This window comes from Bacillus sp. FSL K6-0268, assembly GCF_038005425.1.
Lineage (GTDB): Bacteria > Bacillota > Bacilli > Bacillales > Bacillaceae_G > Bacillus_A > Bacillus_A thuringiensis_S.
On the sequence record NZ_JBBOTF010000001.1, the window covers coordinates 3,947,031 to 3,964,859 of the forward strand.

The following is a 17,829-nucleotide window of genomic DNA, read 5'->3' on the forward strand; positions in this document are numbered from 1 at the left end:
CATTTTTTAAGTCAGATGATGTTATTAAAATTAAAGTGGTTTTCAAGTCGAAGAAGGGCACTCATTACGAGTGCCTTTTCTTTTTAGTAATTTATTCATCTTCTTCGTCTTCAAAAGCACGTAAGCTATTAAGCAATTCTGTAAAAGAGGAGCAAACAGGGTAAATTGCTTCTTCCATCTCTTCTTCCTCGTGGTCCCAAAATACAACGGTTGGAGCTTCGGGATTATTTCGGTAATCAAAGCATAGAAGGTTACCAAACGGGTCTCTAGCAAAAGGGTATACTTTATCAACTAATCTATCTTTTATACCTTCATAGTTTTGGACAATCGAATATTTATCTTCTATATGAAGAGTTAAGAGGTCACTGAATACATTTTCATCTTGTTCTGGTACATCAAATACTTTTGGGTTAGGGTATCCCCCGTCATATTTCTTCACGCACGCAACAAAATCGTTGGGTAATTTAATATTAAAATATTGTTCTACCTTTTGGATTTCTTCGTCTGTAACTGGTGTTTTACTCATAAAGGACCATGTAATATTGTTCATTTTTGCCACTCCTTATTTATCGCTATCTTTTCCCCAAATTCTATACCCACCTGTATGACCAGTATCGTGATGTATCTGATAATCTACAAGTTGCATTCTACCAGTATCTTGATGGTGATGCCACGTGTAATGCTTTGGTGTTTCACCTTGTTTAAACATTTGAATTTCTTCTTTCGTAAATTTTGAAGCTAAATCAGGGTCTTTTATTATTTGTTCGTATAATGCTTTACTACATTTTCTAAAATGTGTTGTTCTAGATTTTTTGAAGTCTGCCTCTTTTAGGATTACCTCACCCTTAGATTTAAAAATAGGGAACCCATCTGCATCATATGGAATACCTGTAACAGGATGTTTGTCTCCTGCCAACTCACCTTTTCTTAATCTTATTGTCTTAGGACCATTTGGACCTTCATAAGTATATGGAGCTGCTTTCTGCAAATACTGTTGGATACTTCCAACTCCTGCATATGAGAAAGAAGTTCCAGGTATGAATTCATAGTTATTTAATATATGCAATGCATTTCTGTATGCAGAGGAGTTTGTTAGAAGAGATTTTCCTTTTGTAAGACTTGTAAAAGCTGCTACTTTTCCTACCTGTCCAAATTTATCCAGACCCTTGCTGCCAATAAAACCTGTGAGTAGCGAGGTGACTGCATAAGCTGCATAATGTTCTCTACTTTCCATATCCCCATTCCAAAATTCATTCATGAATGAATCTGATAAAGCATTCCATGCAGCAGGAAGTGTTTCTTCATAGTTTACAATCGCATCCCGCATATTCAACCAGGTCTCTTTATCTCCCAAAGCAACAAATCCGTCCCATGCGTCTACAACGCCATCTACTACACCAGTGGAAATACCAGTCCAGGCATCGTTCAAATCCTTTTTATTTCTATCCCAAAAGGATTGTTCTGATTGTGGTGGGATTTTGCCGCACATTGCACCTTCTTCAATTGAATTATCAGCCTGACGCTTCCTATCTTCTGTAATCGATTGAATAGAAGTCACCCATTCCATATTCAACCCTTGTGTACTAAATGTACCACTTGCTGGACTAAAACCTTTCCCACTTTGTACTTCCGCAAGACCTGTTGCAATACTAGCGGCTAATTGAATTGCTGCATTATAGTTATCGCTAGATGTTTGATTAAATTCATATAGGTGTTCTAACTTTTCTTGCAGTTTACGCCTCATGACAGCAAAAAGATTTACCATAGCGTCCATGCCCGAGATTGGCATAGCTTGATTGAGTGCTTCCGTACTTGCTATCATTCGATCAATTTCTCGAATTTGTTCTAATATTTCTTGTTCAATAACATCTGTTGAAGCTACCTGTGATTGAAATTGACTTGGAAAGGCATCGTTCTGACGGATTAATTCTTCACATAAGTAAATAATTCCTTGTGCTAAAGGGCGAAAAGTTTCTGCAAAAAATGCTTTTGCACTATCGTAAGTTTCCCCTTGTAGAACGGTATCACTTGTAAAAGAATCAATTGATTGAATAACTTGTTCCATACCTTGAATGGTAGCGGTACATACAGCATTCATACTTTGTGTTTGGTTATGTACTTCCCCTAAATACATGTTTAAACTCAAAAATCTCCCCCCTTTTTTAATAAGTAAATCATACCAATTTTACGTAATAACTGTAAATGTTCGTTTCTAATTTATTGACGAAACAGAACGATTGTTCTGTAATTTATACAAACAAATGTTCCCTCGGAGGTCATCTTATGAATCATTTACTTACATGCTCATTCAATCAAAAAATACCAATTGAATTAATTTATTTAAACGGTTCAGGAGATTTCTCTCAAAGAACTGTGATTGTTAGAAAGATATATGAAGATCGTGTATTAGTGTATTGCATGCAAAAACAACAAGTTAGAATGCTGAAATTACCTAATATACTTTCTGTTGATAAAGTAAGAAATAACTATCAATATGCTTAAAATAAATAATGAGGTGAGGTCATATGTCAACAGCAATTCCAAAACCACCAAAGAAAAAGGCTACTAAAAAAGAACCTAGACCATACATGGATGAATTTGAACAACAAGAGGCTGCTGAATTAATTCAATTGGCAGTACAAGATGATACAGAATTAGTATTTACTGTGTATCGAAAATATAAAGAGCCAGATATTATTCAAGGAAAAATCGTTAAACTTGAACAACAATTGGGTAGAATTGTTGTGAATGATGGACCGAATGCAATACATAAAATTCAATTCATGGATATTTTGAAAATCGCAACACCTAGTTAATTTAGCTAGGTTTTTTTATATGGCCATAAATTCTTTATCGAAGTAGAACTTGTCCATTAAGTTGTTTACAATCCCGTTGAAATAAGCGAATTTACCCTTTTTCATTTTTACTCCGGATTTAATTTTCATAACAAACCCTTTGATAGCTTTTAAGCCAATAGTAAGTTCCTGGTCTTTAGTAAATGCTTTATCACCTGTTGTATGGTTAACGATTTTATTACACTGTCTTACGACCTTCCACAGTTCTTGAATTGTTTTAGATTCACTGTAAAAAGAGCTAACCAAAGAAACAAAACGTTCTGGTACCCAGTGAGCAACAAAATCAGCCTCTTTAATGTTTTCCACAAGTGTAGTGTTATTCTGAGTATTAGTACGTTTGTTTATATTTTGTTTTAAGGTTTTAGTAGTTGTTTTATTGGTGTGACACTTTTTTTCATTTTTAACAGGTGCTTGTGTGACAACCTGTTCCTCCACAATGATTGGTTGAATAACAATAGCGTTACATGTTTGTCTCATATCGATTTTACGCTTCATTTCTAGCTGTTTAATAATACCTAAAGACTCTAGGTGTAGGCATACTCTAATAACCGTTCTACGGCTAATATTAAGGTCTTCAGCGATGTGTTTTTTCGTTCTGAAAGATACGCCAAAGAACTTAGAAGAATAGTTGTGTAATTTATTTAATACAGTTAATTGGGTTTTGTTTAACTGATCGGCGAATTTCTCTTTGTACGCCCGAACAGTTTTATTTAATTCATCAATAGTTTTGAATGTTGCTAGATTTTTATATGTTTCATTACCTGCAATAATTGTAATTCCTTGTTTCTTTTCCATAGTGGTTTGTCTCCTTTTTGGAAACAAAAAAGCAACGTCACCAATTTGGTAAACGTTGCTTAATAGACCCTGCATGATGTAAAATAGCTCATGAGAGTATAGCAAGTGTTTACCTGGCCTAATCAGGTGGACGGTATATAGAGTGTTCGTAGCACTTTACATACACGCTGTGCTCTTTTGTTTTGTGTAGATTTTGCACGCTGAAATAATTTTGCATGAATTTTGCACGATTACTTCTGGAAATCTAAAGGAGCCTTGATATAAAAGGGGTGTTTTACTATTAGTTCGAATCCCTCTGGGCGCGTTATATAAACTTTAATATTATTTTGTGCAGAATCCCTTTGTGTGGTAAGTAAAAATACCACGTGCAAAGGGCTTTTTTGATGTTATTGTTAGCCTATTATTGTTTATTTACTGTTGAATCCGGAGCTGAAATTCCTAACTTACATTTTGTAGGTTAGGAATTTTTTATTTTAAAAATGTTAAAAATATGCAATTTTGCGAAGTTACCTAAAAACTTTGAATCTTGTAAATTTATAACTGTAGAGAACAACAAACAAACAAACAAATAAATAGAAAAACAAAAGGAGGAATGAAATGGTTAAGAAATTCAAATTTACAAAAGAGGAATTAGTAGAAGCATGGAAAGATCCACAAGTAAGAGAAAAATTAAAAGATTTACCGAACCATCCATCAGGAAAAGCGTTAAATGAATTAAGCGAAGAAGAACTAGCGGAAATTCAAGGGGCATCAGATGTACAACCAGAAACAACACCACTTTGTGTGGGAGTAATTATAGGATTAACAACGTCAATTAAGATTTGTAAATAAAAATAAAAAACAAAATGAGAGGATGAATGAAATGACAAAAGGATACAAGTTCACAAAAGAAGAGTTAGTAGAAGCATGGAAAGATCCCCAAGTAAGAGAAAAGTTAAAAGACTTACCGAAGCACCCATCGGGTAAAGCGTTAAATGAATTAAGTGAAGAAGAACTAGCGGAAATTCAAGGGGCATCAGATGTACAACCAGAAACAACACCACTTTGTGTGGGAGTAATTATAGGATTAACAACGTCAATTAAGATTTGTAAATAAAAATAAAAAACAAAATGAGAGGATGAATGAAATGACAAAAGGCTACAAGTTTACAAAAGAAGAGTTAGTAGAGGCATGGAAAGATCCACAAGTAAGAGAAAAATTAAAAGACTTACCGAAACACCCATCTGGAAAAGCGCTAAATGAATTAAGTGAGGAAGAATTAGCGGAAATCCAAGGGGCATCGGATGTACAACCAGAAACAACACCACTTTGTGTGGGAGTAATTATAGGATTAACAACGTCAATTAAGATTTGTAAATAAAAATAAAAAACAAAATGAGAGGATGAATGAAATGACAAAAGGATACAAGTTCACAAAAGAAGAGTTAGTAGAGGCTTGGAAAGATCCACAAGTAAGAGAAAAGTTAAAAGATTTACCGAAACATCCATCGGGTAAAGCGTTAAATGAATTAAGCGAAGAAGAACTAGCGGAAATTCAAGGGGCATCGGATGTACAACCAGAAACAACGCCGCTTTGTGTGGGAGTAATTATAGGATTAACAACGTCAATTAAGATTTGTAAATAAAAATAAAAAACAAAATGAGAGGATGAATGAAATGACAAAAGGCTACAAGTTTACAAAAGAAGAGTTAGTAGAAGCATGGAAAGATCCCCAAGTAAGAGAAAAGTTAAAAGACTTACCGAAGCACCCATCGGGTAAAGCGTTAAATGAATTAAGTGAAGAAGAACTAGCGGGAATTCAAGGGGCATCAGATGTACAACCAGAAACAACACCACTTTGTGTGGGAGTAATTATAGGATTAACAACGTCAATTAAGATTTGTAAATAAAAATAAAAAACAAAATGAGAGGATGAATGAAATGACAAAAGGATACAAGTTCACAAAAGAAGAGTTAGTAGAGGCATGGAAAGATCCCCAAGTAAGAGAAAAGTTAAAAGATTTACCGAAACATCCATCGGGTAAAGCGTTAAATGAATTAAGCGAAGAAGAACTAGCGGAAATCCAAGGGGCATCGGATGTACAACCAGAAACAACACCACTTTGTGTGGGAGTAATTATAGGATTAACAACGTCAATTAAGATTTGTAAATAAAAATAAAAACCAAAACGAGAGGATGAATGAAATGTCAAAAGAATACAAGTTCACAAAAGAAGAGTTAGTAGAGGCGTGGAAAGATCCCCAAGTAAGAGAAAAGTTAAAAGACTTACCGAAACACCCATCTGGAAAAGCGCTAAATGAATTAAGTGAGGAGGAATTAGCGGAAATCCAAGGGGCATCGGATGTACAACCAGAAACAACACCACTTTGTGTGGGAGTAATTATAGGAATAACGGCATCAATTAAAATTTGTAAGTAGATAGGTTTCATTCGAAAGGGGTATTCATCTCCTTTTGAATGAAACAGATTCCAATATTCGAATGCGAAAAATCGAATGTTGGAATCTGTTTCCCCTGAAGGGGACCAATTTATTGGAATATGGATTTTAAAATAAGGAAGGGGATTAAATTATTATGTTAATTCACTCATATATAAATGAAAAGGCATTTGCGAAGAGTCTTAATTTGAAAGAGCGTTATAAAACGCTAAAGAGTAGAAGAGATTTATTATTATCGGAGGATTTAAATTTAGCCCAATTAAATAAATGGATAGATAAAATGTTCAGAAGTAATAAAGCTGATTTTGATTTTAAATTAAAAATGAATGAAATGACAAAAGAAGATTTTGCGAGTTTAATTGAGAAAATCCCTGAATCAAAAGAGCATTTATATATAGATGAATTAAATGAACATGTGAATTTGCGCGTGTTAGAAATAGGAATAGAGTTGTGTGAAAGTAAGCCATTAAGTGCAGAGGAAGATTTAGGGTTTATAGAATTTGTTAGGCCGTTTGCACTTTATGCAGCCGAAATGATAGATAGTTCGTTGAAATATAGATTAAATAGGATACGTTATGAGCATGAAGAGATTAAAGAAATGCTAGTGCGATCTTTAGTAGAAGAGTTATTAAATAATGCGGTGCGATCACTAGTCTTAGAATTTAATATTGCAAAACTAAGGGAAGAACTAGTAGGAGAGACTCCAGAAGAGCGATTTCTTTCCTTTGTCAGAGAGAAAGCTAGAAATAAGGAGAATTTAATTGCGTTCTATGAGGAATACGCAACATTAACACGAAGGTTAATTTTGAGAACAGAGTATTTTATACAAAATGTTCAAATGTTACTATTTCGTTTGAATGAAAATTGGCTACAGTTACAAAAAGAATTTCAATTGCAGGATGTATCATTAAGCGAAATTAAGGTTGGATTAGGAGATACACATCAAGAAGGGAAAACAGTTGTCCAGCTTGTATTCTCTTCAGGTAAAGAAATTTTATATAAGCCAAAGTCTATGGAAATTACGAAATCGTACCATGCATTTTTAGAATGGATGAATGAGGTAAGTGGAAGTATACAACTTCCATCATATAAAGTTTTAGACTTTGGTGAATATGGATGGGAAGAAAAAATATTGTATAAACCGTGCTCTTCTAAAGAAGAGGTGGAGCGCTACTATTTACGTTTTGGTAAGTTGATTGGTTTAATGCATATGTTAAAAGGTGCTGATTTGCATTTTGAAAATATAATTGCTCATGGAGAGTATCCATACATTATTGATTCGGAGACGATTTTTCATCAATATCCAAAACTGAATTTTCCGGATAGTGCGGAAGTAAAATTGAAATATGAACAAAGCGACTCAGTGATAGGGTCTGGATTGTTACCGCAAGCTATGTTTCAAAACATCGATGGAAAAGGTATAGATTTAAGTGCTTTAAATGGAAAAGAGCAAGATTTGCCGTTTAAGGTGCTGGCCTTAAGTCAAAATAGTAAGGATGAAATGGAATTTACTATGAAAGAAGCCAAAAGTCAAAGTGCTAAAAATCTACCGAAACTTGGAGTAGAAGAAATTTATGTAGAGGATTATTTAACCTTTATTATTGATGGTTTTCAGGAAATGTGTAAATTTTTTATTGAGTATAAGGAAGAGATTTTATCAGAAAGAGGACCTTTAATTACATTTAGAGAAAATAAAATTCGCATTGTTGCTAGGGCGACTCAACAATATTGTAATTTCTTACAAGAGTCTACACATCCAGACTATATGAGAGATTCAATTTTATTGGAACAATTATTTGAAAGAGTATGGTATTACCCATATGAAAATAAGGGGCTAGTCATTCATGAGATTCAAGACTTATTACGTGCGGATGTTCCTATATTTACGACTTTTACAGATTCACGAGATCTATATAGTAGTACAGGTGAAAGGATGGAAGACTTTTTTAAGGAGAGCGGTTATGAGCAAGTATATAATAGAATTTATCATTTTGATGATAAGGAATTGGAAAAGCAACGAGGGTGGCTGAAGTTGGCAATACAGGGAAATAGAGATATTGATATTAAAGTGAGAAGAAAAGAGGATTACAGAAGTGAATTATTAGAAAATCATCAGGAGACAATCTTGCAGGAAGCTATAAATATCGGAGAGTCTTTAGTAGAGAATGTAGTATTATCAGATGATAAAACAACAGCATCATGGTTACAAGCAAATGTTATTCACGACAAGTGGTATGTTGCCGCGATGAAGCAAAATTTATATGACGGTTTAGGTGGCGTAGCACTATTCTTATTGTATCTAAATAAGGTTACAGGAAACGAAAAATATTTAGAGGTTGCTCATAAGGCGTTGAAGTCAGCGATGAACCCTTTATCGAAAGCGAAGGGGCTTCTATCGACCTTCTTGGGTAAATATTCATTGTTATATCCATTAGCACATTTTCAATCTATAAGTCCTAGAAAAGAATATCAGGATTTTTTAGAAGAAATAAAAGTAGAATTAAAAGAAAGGCTCAAAGAAGAAGAAGAGTTTGATTTGTTAAGTGGCTCAGCAGGAGTTATTCAAGTGGCTCTTAATTTATTTGAAATGACAAAGGATCAAGATTATTTAGATCTTGCTGATATGTACAGTAAGCATTTGGTGGAAAATGTATCAATATTAGAAAGTGGAGTAGCGTGGAAGAATAAACATACTAACAGTTATTTAGGCGGTTTTTCTCATGGGACGAGTGGTATCGCTTGGAGCTTATGGCGTTCAGGGATTATGAATAGGAATCAAGAATATATTGATTTAGCTAAAAAAGCATTTGCTTATGATCGATCATTGTTTGAAAAAGAAGAAAGTGCGTGGAAAGACACAAGAGAGAGTGAGAAGAAGTGCTTACATCAATGGTGCCACGGTTCCACTGGAATAGGATTGAGTAGAGTTTTAGTAAGAAGCTATGAAGAAGATGTAGAAATGGACGAAGAAATTCGAGTGGCTGTAGATAATGTACGAAAGTATGGATTTAAAAATAATGATACATTATGTCATGGGAATATGGGGGACACGGAATTACTATTGGCTGTTTCACAGTTGTATGGTAATAAAGAATTGTATGAACAGGCGTTACAAATTGGCATACAAGTTATTAATAATTATAGAGAAACTGGTAGTTATCAATGTGATGCACCAGATGATATTCAATCATTTGGTATGTTTGTAGGGATAGCAGGAGTTGGTATGCAGTTGTTAAGACTATTACAGCCGAATGAAATTCCATCCGTTATGACATTAGAAAATGTAAAAGGATAAATGAAAAGACATTCTACCTTTTGGTAGAATGTCTTTATTATACATTTACATTTATTATACCTTTTCGAACAGCTTCAGCTAATGCTTCAGAACGAGAACTCACCTTGAACTTTTTAAACAGTTTCGTTAAATTATATTCAACAGCCCTAGAACTCATATATAATTCATCTGCAATTTGTTTATTACTTTTTCCTTTCGCAATGGATTCAAGAATTTCTAATTCTTTTTGTGTAATTGTAACATGGCTTGATGCTCTTTTCGTATCTAAGTTATCAACAGTCATATCTTCAACTCGAAGTTGTCGCAATAGAGAAATTGGAATTAAAGTATACCCATTTAAGACGGCCCGAATAGCCATTAATAACTCTTGCTGTGATGCTGATTTGCTAACAATACCGCTAATACCAGAATCTATTAATAAATTAAATTGTGATAAATATTCGAAGCCTGTGTAGAGAATAATTTTTGCATCTGGTTGTATGTGTAAAAGTTTTTGAGCCACATCAAGTCCACTATAATTAGGCATGTTCATGTCTAAAAGATATATATCAAAAGGTGTTTTTGAACTTTGAGAAATTGCTTCCTGTTCGTTTAAAATGTATGTTGCTTGAATATCTTCTTCTAATTCGATCATATTTTTCGTACCTTCACCCACTATTTGGTGATCGTCTACAATCAAAACGTGTATCATTTTATTCACCTCGGTATAGTAATATTTACTTGTAGTCCATTTCCTATTTCTGAAATAAGCTGAATTTCGCCTCCTATTCCTTGAACGCGCCCTTTGATTCCAGATAAACCCATATGTTTATTTGAAGAATAAGGGGCTTGGGTATTAAAACCGATGCCGTTATCACGATAATCTAGATAAATACAATTATTTTCTTCCCATAAAAATATATTAATTAAGGTTGCATTAGAGTGCTTATCAGCATTGTTTAATAATTCTTGGATAATACGATAAATAGATAAAATTTTATCAAATTCGTAATGATTCTCCTGTATTGAGTCATATTCAAATTGAATTCGGAAATTAGTACGTAGTTGCATTTGTGCTAATAGCTCTTTAAGTGCACCTATAAGACCAATTTCAGATAGAAGAGCCGGTTTTAATTCATTACAAGTGTCACGAATTTGTTGAATAACATCAAACATACCGAATTTTATTTTTTCTAATTGTCCCTGCAATTCACCTGGTACAGTATGTTCTTTTAATACGGTTTCTAGTTTACGATACCAGACAATTTGGTCTTGCAGGGCAGCGTCATGAAGATCCGCAGCAAGCCGACGCCTTTCAGTTTCTGAGATTTGAAATAGTAGGCGCGAAAGAGTTGCTGAGTGTGTTTTATTTGCTATGCTTTCTTTTTCTAAAGATTGAATGATTTGATTAACTGAATTTAGGTTTTCATAAACTAGACGTACATATTTTACGATAGCAATAAACCAAGTTTTTTCATTGATATTAAATTTAATATTGTTGGTTTTATTTCCAACCCAAATGTAATGCTTTGTGTTTTGGGTAGAATATAAATAAATACCGATGCATCCGTCATCTTCTAATAAATCATTTATATACCCAGATTCCATTCCCCATTGTTTCTTTTTCGAAAGATTAAATTTTTCTGTTTCTCCGTAACTTTTATAACAATTATATGTATTTTGTTTTGTATCAAACTCAATAAATTGTATAAAACACGGTTTTAGTAGGGAGATAATTTCATTCATAAATTTTTTCTCTAAATCTTTTACTTTCATAATGGAAGAAAGTTGTTGTGCGAATTGATCAATACTTACATGTAAATTGGTTTTGCTTCTGAATAATTGATTGCGAAATGTGAAATCTAATCGTTCTTTTATTACAAGAAACAGTATGTTTAAAGGGAAAATGATAATGAAATTTTGCATGAGTCTAATAAAGAATCGCTCATCAGGATTAATACCCCAGCTTATAATTAATGTAATAATGATAGTTGGAAGTAATGAAAGCAAAGAGTAGTACCGAACACGATCAAACATAAAATCAATATCAAAGATTTGCTTTGTTAATATTAAATAAAAGTAGCCAATTGGAATGCAAAATAGGAATAATGCTGCAATATCAGCCCTAATAATGGCTGCATTAAATAATATCCTTGGAAGAGCATATAGCATTATAAATGGCCCGAAAGAAATACATTGGATAACTAACATAAATTTAAAAAAAGGCCTGTGTAAAGTATTTCTATATTTTATGTATCCTTTTAAAAGGAAATATACACTTAAAAGAATACTAAAACATAAATAAGCTAAATCTGTGTAAGCAGAGACTTGTTGCAAATTTGGAAGAAAGGTAACGGATAATAAGCCGGTAGTAATAACGGTCATGTATAGAAAAATGTGAAATCTAATCACATTTTTATGTATAATAATAATTTCCTTCCGCTTAAACAGCTGATATAAAAATAAAGTAAGAAATAAAGATACACTTTGAAAAGAGATACTTATAATTAAGAGTCCGCCAAAATCAGATTTACTAGATATAGAAGAGGCGGAAAGGCTAATAGAGGTTGCTAATAAAAAAAGCATAAAATAACGCTCTTCTCGCCTTATAGCTTTATTTCTATAGACAATAAAGCATAAGCTTAAAATGGTCAGAGAAAAAATCATTGGTAGATATAATGTAATAATTAGCTCTTCGTTGTCTGAAGTAGCTGTTGTGCTATAAGTAGAAATCCTATCATTCTGTATAGTTTGAATTTCAGTTGCATTTAAAAATTGATTTTGGTATCGCTTGAAAACCCCTAAATAAGGATTCGCCCCATCCACTTTGTAAATTTCATCACCTGCTTTTAAGGCTGTTTTTGCAGCCCAACCCGACGTATCAATTTGACTGATTGTATATGTATTATGTTTTTCTTTAGAAGCGATAATGCCACTGTAAGGCTGATAAAACTTGTAGAGGATGTAACTTTGTATGATTAAGTAAAAAATTATTAATGAAATTACGAAATAAATTGGACGTTGTTTAATCATTGCTAGAATTACCTCACTATCATATATAATTTCGGAATCCCGCAATAGGATTGCGGATAATAGCAAAAGAATATGTAATAATATAAAACTATAAAAATTGGTGGGGTGAACGATATATGATTAGAGAATTAGTTGAACGTATATTAGAAGATATTCAATTTAAAAATGTGTGTAGTCAAGGAACAATAGCCATTGATGGTATATCAAAACAAGAATTAGAAATTATTTTAGGTACTTTAAATAAATCGTCTTTACTTAGTAAAGCTGCTGAGACATGGAAGTAAACTAAATTAGAGTATCAATTAACCTATCCTTATTTGCTTGACTGAGTGAAAGTTGTTCGATGTATCCTTTTGATTTGTATACATATAGGTTCTGCATAACGGAGCAGTACTCCATTGATCCACCGTACAGTAATATGTGTTTTAAAGAATCTAATGTTTGATTATTTAATTCATCATATTGTATCTCTTGATTAAAGAACTTTTTTATAAGTATAAAGTTATCATTTTTACTATTTAAATAATATAGTATTGGTAAAGTTTTCTTTAAATTAAGAAAATCATTTTTCTTATCCCATTGCATAATATCACGCATGTCGTTTTTTATTTGATTAATAACGCCTATACATAGTGCGTAGTTTTCAATTAAAGAACGCTGGATAGGGTTGATATTCCCTGTTCCTAATAAGCATGCAAGTTTAATTAGATATCCAGATTTGTGAGTTACCATATCAATATAATCTTTCTCGGAATGGATTTCATTTTTAAGATCTAGTTGTTGTCCATTAATAGAGTTTAAAATAGAAGAGTGTATTTCATTTTTGAGCCAGTTTTTCATTTGAATTGAAAGGGAAGCCTTGTCAACTTCTTGCAAACAAATAAGTAAAAATCCCATAATTATATTGAGATTTGTGGCAATTGGATGTTTTGTCCAAGGTCCTTCTAAGAAATCTTCGTCTTGAATATCATCCATAATATCTAGAGCGAGCATAAGTAATTCTATAATTGTTAGCAGTAATTGTTTTTCCTCTTCATTTTGGTTATCTTGAAATATTTCATAATGTACGAGAGTGATGTTAGCAAAACGAGTAGAATCATTGAATTTGTATTCAATATATTCTGAAGAACATTGACGTAATGTAGATTCGAAAAAATGTCCATAAACCAGTTTTTTTGCACGCAAAATTAATTCATTTTGTAATGAATAAATCACTCGCAGCTCCCCTTTTGTAAAAATTCGGAATATTCCAATTGTAACATAAGAGGGACATCTTCACAATTAAGCATATCGCAAATGCGATATGTTTTTTTTATGAAGATGTTGCGGAGAATCCCGCTAATTTGTTTGCGGTAACTACAACGTGCATTGCGGACAATAACGTTTAAAAGAAGGATATGATATGAGTACAGATTAAGACAACACAGTTTAATAAACGAGAAAAAATAATCTAATATGGATTGAGAATAAAGGAGGAGAATGATGAAGAAAGTTTTAAGTGGTCGAGAAAAAGAAGTAGCTGTGTTGATTGCACGAGGTTTGAAGGATGTTGAAATAGCAAGGGAGTTATTTATTAGTAGAAGGAGAGTGGGGGAATTAGTAGCCTCAATTAAAAGAAAGTTAGAAATACATTCAAGGGTCCAAATTGGAATAGCTGCATATTTTTTAGGATTAATTACATTTGAATTTAATTTTAATCATGGTAACCATGAGGGTGTTGCTATGATTAATAGTTAAAGAGATAGGGGGGAATAAAATGGCAAAGGTGCCCTTTATAGAACAGATGGAACATAGCGAATGTGGATTAGCCTCATTGGCGATGGTCTTTAGTTTTTATGAAAAGCATGTTTCGTTAGCTGAATTAAGAGAAGAGTTTGGTGTTCCGAAAGGTGGTACATCTTTATACCAGCTTATGCATATTGCTAGGAAAAATGGTTTTCAAGTAAAAGGATATAAAGCTGAATATGAAGCTTTAAGTGAAGTTAAATTACCAGCAGTTATCCATTGGGAACATAAACATTATGTAGTCCTAGAGAAAGTGACAAAAAAGGGGGCTATAGTTATAGACCCTGCTTACGGAAGAAATAAAATCTCTAAAAAAGAAATGGAGGAAAAGTATTCTGGATTTGTATTAACACTAGAACCAGATGAGTCATTTCAAAAACAAAAAGGTGTCTCTCATTTGCAATTCTTTTTATCGTTTGTGTTAGGGAAAAAGAAATTAATAGCTTTAATTGTATTAGCCTCTTTAATAATTCAGGCTTTTGCGCTGGTGATTCCATTTGTCACAAGTTGGATGACTGACCATGTAATTATTCCGAGAGATCCGAGCTATATGAATATGATAGGTTACAGCATTTTAGTATTGCTAATAAGTTATCAAGTATTTGCTTCGTTAAGAGGTTTCCTAATAGCGAAGTTGCAAACGGCAATTGATATGTCTTTAATGCAAAGTTTTATAGAAAAACTATTAAGTCTTTCTTATAACTTTTTTGAGAATCGCTCTATGGGAGAACTGTTATTTAGAGCAAATTCCAATGTATATATTAGACAAATATTATCTACTAAGGTAATTTCCTTTCTTATAGATGGAATTCTGCTTTTCACTTACTTATTCTTCATGTTTCGTTATTCGACCTTATTAGGATTCGTTGTGTTAGCAGTTGGGAGTGTTATATTCGCCCTACTTGTCATGAGCACGACTGTTTCTAAGAAGTTAGCTGATAAAGAGGTTTCGGCTCAAGCTCAAGTTCAAAGGATTTTGTCTGAGAGTATTAATGGGATTAGTGACGTGAAGGTTATGGGATTGGAAAAGCAAGTGTATAAAGAATGGCAAGAACGCTTTGGTTCTCAGCTTATTCATGCAGAGAAGAGATCTATATGGACGGCATTGATGAATACATTAGCCGGTTCTATTCAATTTATCTTACCGTTGTTTCTGCTTTGGTTCAGTGGACAACAGGTGCTAGCTGGAAATATGACATTAGGAAGTGTACTCGGCTTTAATGCGTTAGCGATTTCGTTTATAACTCCGATTATTTCCATTGGGAGTGGCTATGGTGAATTGATTTATATTAGCTCCTATATTCAGCGGATTTACGATGTAATGCATGCGAGATCGGAGAGAGAGGTCAATCAATTTTCAGGAATTAAGAAACTGAATGGTGATATTGAGTTTGACAATGTTTCTTATCGTCACAATTATTTCAGTGAAGATGCAATTCAGAATGTTTCGTTTAAAATCAAAGCTGGTGAGAAGGTCGCAATTGTTGGGGCGTCTGGGTCTGGAAAAAGTACAATTGTAAAAATGCTTCTCGGACTATATACACCAACGAATGGGAAAATCCGATTTGATGGGATTGAAAGCGAAAAGTTAAATTTGAAATTTTTAAGGAAATCAATAGGCGTTGTTTTCCAAGAAGCGAGATTGTTTAACAAAACGGTAGGAGAAAATATCATTGCGCAAAGGAAAGGGGTGCCTCCGAATGGAGTAATTGAGGCATCGAAGCAAGCGAATATATTAGAAGATATTATGATGCTACCATTAAATTTTCAAACGATGGTATCTGAATTTGGAGTTAACTTCTCTGGTGGGCAAAGGCAAAGATTAATATTAGCTAGAGCATTGGTAACAAACCCATCTATTCTAATATTAGATGAGGCGACAAGTGCACTTGATACATTGTCTGAAAGAGTTATTGATGAGAATTTAACTGATATGTTATGTACAAGGATTGTCATTGCACATAGGTTAAGTACGGTTAAGAATGCAGATAAGATTATTGTTATGGATAAGGGAGCAATTGTAGAGATAGGATCACATACAGAACTACTTGAGAAGCAAGGGTATTATTATCAATTGTCAAAAGCTCAGGAAGTAAAAGGAGGGATTAAAAGTGAAAGATTGGCCTAAATATCGAAACACTATAGCGAAAATAGGTGCTGGAATTACAGTAGGATTATTATTAAACCTTCCTATAGTTGGAATTAGTACGATAAGCGCTGAAGAAATGAAACATAATCAAATTAAAGAAAATTCGTATGTGTTTACATTGAGGCAAGGTGAAAATACGGATGAGATGATAAAGGAAATTAGAGATAAATATCCCGATTTAAAGCTAGAAGTAATAAAAGAAATTAAGATGCTAAATATCGAAGGTGATAATTTAGAAAGAGTACAAGAAGCGAAGCAGCATTTATTAAAAAATTATAAAGGGATAATTGAAAAAGCAGGTAGAGAGGATGTAGTGGAATTAAAGCCGCCCGCTATAGTAAAGAAACCTTCGAATATAACAAAATACGCACCTTCACAATTAGAACAAGAAGAGGTCGATTATAGCAAATGGAAATGGGATGTCGATAAGGTAACAGAAAATGGAGAGAGCTATAAAATTGAACAAGGAAATCATAGTGTAAAGATTGGTGTTATTGATAGTGGGATTGATGTAAATCATCCTGCGCTAAAGGGAAATATAGTTAGTCAGGGGAAAATTTTAGTTCCGAATGTAGAATCAATTGAAGATAATATTGGTCATGGAACAATGATTGCTGGGTTAATAGCTGCTGATGGGAAAATAAAGGGGGTAGCGCCCAAAATTGGGATTGTACCATACAAAGTATTTCAAGGTAGTTCTGCGGATTCAAGCTGGATTATTAAAGCTATTGTAGAGGCTGCAAATGATGGTATGGATGTTATTAATTTAAGTTTAGGAACATACAAGTCCATTAAAGATCCAGAAGAAGGAGCTGTGTACTTAGCTTATAAAAGAGCAATAGAGTATGCGAATAGTAAAGGGAGTTTGCTAGTGGCTTCCTCTGGAACAGAAGGATTCGATATTTCAAATCCTTTTCAATTAGCTAAGCAAAGAGGATATGAAAACGACTTACAACTTCATATGCCAGGAGGTTTACCGGGGGTAGTAACTGTTGCGGGAACAAATAAAGATGATCGATTAGCTTATTACTCTAATTATGGAACCAATGTTGATATTGCAGCTCCATCAGGAGATTATGGATCTTTGTGGGAAAGTGAAAAAGTGGGAGATGAAACAGCTATGGTATTAACCACATATCCTACAAACCTTCCGCAATCCCAGCTAAGTGAATGGTTAGGGTTTGATAGAGGGTATGAGCTGATGATTGGAACGAGTCTAGCAGTTCCTAAAGTTTCTGCTACAGCCGCACTTGTAATTGCGGAATATAAAGAAAAATTTAGGCTGAAGCCTAGTAATGGATTTGTTAAAACAAGATTATATCAGGGGGCCAAACCGGCATTAGATGACGGAAAAAAATATTTTGGAAAAGGTATTGTAAATGCGAAGGGTGCACTTGATTTTCGAAATACAAATTTCAAAAAATGGGAGAGATAAAGATGAATTTTAAAAAGTTTTTACTTATGATTGGCGGAATTGCTTTAGGAATGGCAGTTATTTA

At 33.5% G+C, this 17,829-nt stretch carries 20 protein-coding genes; 14 read left to right on the forward strand and 6 right to left on the reverse strand.

Features of this window, described 5'->3' with window-relative positions:
* Positions 1–91: 91 nt before the first annotated feature.
* Positions 92–550 (reverse strand): SMI1/KNR4 family protein, encoded by a 459-nt coding sequence (locus MHI28_RS20275; protein ID WP_016109438.1) that lies wholly within the window; start codon positions 548–550, stop codon positions 92–94.
* A 12-nt stretch (positions 551–562) separates the two neighbouring features.
* A complete protein-coding gene (locus MHI28_RS20280; RefSeq protein WP_340828245.1) occupies positions 563–2,146 on the reverse strand; it encodes an HNH endonuclease in 1,584 nt (527 codons plus the stop codon).
* A gap of 137 nt (positions 2,147–2,283) precedes the next feature.
* Between MHI28_RS20280 and MHI28_RS20285 the strand changes: the two genes are divergently transcribed.
* Positions 2,284–2,502 carry a hypothetical protein gene (locus tag MHI28_RS20285; protein ID WP_065485619.1) on the forward strand — a complete coding sequence of 73 codons (219 nt, stop codon included), beginning with the start codon at positions 2,284–2,286 and terminating at the stop codon, positions 2,500–2,502.
* Between the two features lie 23 nt (positions 2,503–2,525).
* Positions 2,526–2,816, forward strand: coding sequence for a YolD-like family protein (locus tag MHI28_RS20290; RefSeq protein WP_065485612.1), 291 nt, complete (start codon positions 2,526–2,528; stop codon positions 2,814–2,816).
* 15 nt (positions 2,817–2,831) lie between these two features.
* Here MHI28_RS20290 and MHI28_RS20295 read toward each other — a convergent pair whose 3' ends face one another.
* Entirely contained in the window at positions 2,832–3,650 is an 819-nt protein-coding gene (locus MHI28_RS20295) for a helix-turn-helix domain-containing protein (protein WP_340828246.1), read from the reverse strand.
* 597 nt (positions 3,651–4,247) lie between these two features.
* On the opposite strand from MHI28_RS20295, the gene MHI28_RS20300 reads away from it, so the two are divergent.
* The 8 genes from MHI28_RS20300 (at position 4,248) to MHI28_RS20335 (ending at position 9,384) form a co-directional block, all read left to right on the forward strand.
* Positions 4,248–4,481 carry a mersacidin family lantibiotic gene (locus tag MHI28_RS20300; protein WP_086391186.1) on the forward strand — a complete coding sequence of 78 codons (234 nt, stop codon included), beginning with the start codon at positions 4,248–4,250 and terminating at the stop codon, positions 4,479–4,481.
* A gap of 31 nt (positions 4,482–4,512) precedes the next feature.
* Complete coding sequence (locus MHI28_RS20305) at positions 4,513–4,746, forward strand: mersacidin family lantibiotic (RefSeq protein ID WP_000160316.1); 234 nt, start codon at positions 4,513–4,515, stop codon at positions 4,744–4,746.
* Positions 4,747–4,777: 31 nt separating this feature from the next.
* Positions 4,778–5,011, forward strand: a complete 234-nt coding sequence (locus tag MHI28_RS20310) for a mersacidin family lantibiotic (RefSeq protein WP_000160316.1) — start codon at positions 4,778–4,780, stop codon at positions 5,009–5,011.
* Positions 5,012–5,042: 31 nt separating this feature from the next.
* Positions 5,043–5,276: a mersacidin family lantibiotic gene (locus MHI28_RS20315; RefSeq protein ID WP_000160316.1), complete on the forward strand. Its 234-nt coding sequence runs from the start codon at positions 5,043–5,045 to the stop codon at positions 5,274–5,276.
* Between the two features lie 31 nt (positions 5,277–5,307).
* Positions 5,308–5,541, forward strand: coding sequence for a mersacidin family lantibiotic (locus MHI28_RS20320; protein ID WP_150159044.1), 234 nt, complete (start codon positions 5,308–5,310; stop codon positions 5,539–5,541).
* A gap of 31 nt (positions 5,542–5,572) precedes the next feature.
* Positions 5,573–5,806, forward strand: a complete 234-nt coding sequence (locus tag MHI28_RS20325) for a mersacidin family lantibiotic (protein ID WP_000160316.1) — start codon at positions 5,573–5,575, stop codon at positions 5,804–5,806.
* A gap of 31 nt (positions 5,807–5,837) precedes the next feature.
* Entirely contained in the window at positions 5,838–6,071 is a 234-nt protein-coding gene (locus tag MHI28_RS20330) for a mersacidin family lantibiotic (protein WP_000032577.1), read from the forward strand.
* A 154-nt stretch (positions 6,072–6,225) separates the two neighbouring features.
* Positions 6,226–9,384 (forward strand): type 2 lanthipeptide synthetase LanM family protein, encoded by a 3,159-nt coding sequence (locus MHI28_RS20335; RefSeq protein WP_098424786.1) that lies wholly within the window; start codon positions 6,226–6,228, stop codon positions 9,382–9,384.
* Positions 9,385–9,421: 37 nt separating this feature from the next.
* Here the strand turns inward: MHI28_RS20335 and MHI28_RS20340 are convergent, their stop codons facing one another.
* Together MHI28_RS20340 and MHI28_RS20345 are read right to left on the reverse strand one after the other, a co-directional pair.
* Positions 9,422–10,075: a response regulator gene (locus tag MHI28_RS20340; protein ID WP_000582194.1), complete on the reverse strand. Its 654-nt coding sequence runs from the start codon at positions 10,073–10,075 to the stop codon at positions 9,422–9,424.
* 5 nt (positions 10,076–10,080) lie between these two features.
* Positions 10,081–12,396 carry a sensor histidine kinase gene (locus MHI28_RS20345; RefSeq protein WP_000595466.1) on the reverse strand — a complete coding sequence of 772 codons (2,316 nt, stop codon included), beginning with the start codon at positions 12,394–12,396 and terminating at the stop codon, positions 10,081–10,083.
* A 116-nt stretch (positions 12,397–12,512) separates the two neighbouring features.
* Here MHI28_RS20345 and MHI28_RS20350 point away from each other — a divergent pair, with 116 nt between their 5' ends.
* Positions 12,513–12,680 carry a hypothetical protein gene (locus MHI28_RS20350; RefSeq protein ID WP_000617614.1) on the forward strand — a complete coding sequence of 56 codons (168 nt, stop codon included), beginning with the start codon at positions 12,513–12,515 and terminating at the stop codon, positions 12,678–12,680.
* Between the two features lies 1 nt (position 12,681).
* On the opposite strand, the gene MHI28_RS20355 is transcribed toward MHI28_RS20350, so the two are convergent.
* The gene (locus MHI28_RS20355) at positions 12,682–13,611 is read right to left on the reverse strand and encodes a polyprenyl synthetase family protein (protein ID WP_000640554.1); all 930 of its coding nucleotides are present in this window, start codon (positions 13,609–13,611) and stop codon (positions 12,682–12,684) included.
* A gap of 267 nt (positions 13,612–13,878) precedes the next feature.
* Here MHI28_RS20355 and MHI28_RS20360 point away from each other — a divergent pair, with 267 nt between their 5' ends.
* From MHI28_RS20360 to MHI28_RS20370, 3 genes are read left to right on the forward strand one after another with little or no spacing between them, the layout of a single operon-like run.
* Positions 13,879–14,133 (forward strand): response regulator transcription factor, encoded by a 255-nt coding sequence (locus tag MHI28_RS20360; protein WP_000757187.1) that lies wholly within the window; start codon positions 13,879–13,881, stop codon positions 14,131–14,133.
* Between the two features lie 19 nt (positions 14,134–14,152).
* Entirely contained in the window at positions 14,153–16,309 is a 2,157-nt protein-coding gene (locus tag MHI28_RS20365; RefSeq protein WP_001151549.1) for a peptidase domain-containing ABC transporter, read from the forward strand.
* Entirely contained in the window at positions 16,293–17,765 is a 1,473-nt protein-coding gene (locus MHI28_RS20370; RefSeq protein WP_000656184.1) for a S8 family peptidase, read from the forward strand. Before MHI28_RS20365 ends, MHI28_RS20370 begins: the two co-directional genes overlap by 17 nt.
* Positions 17,766–17,829: the final 64 nt, after the last annotated feature.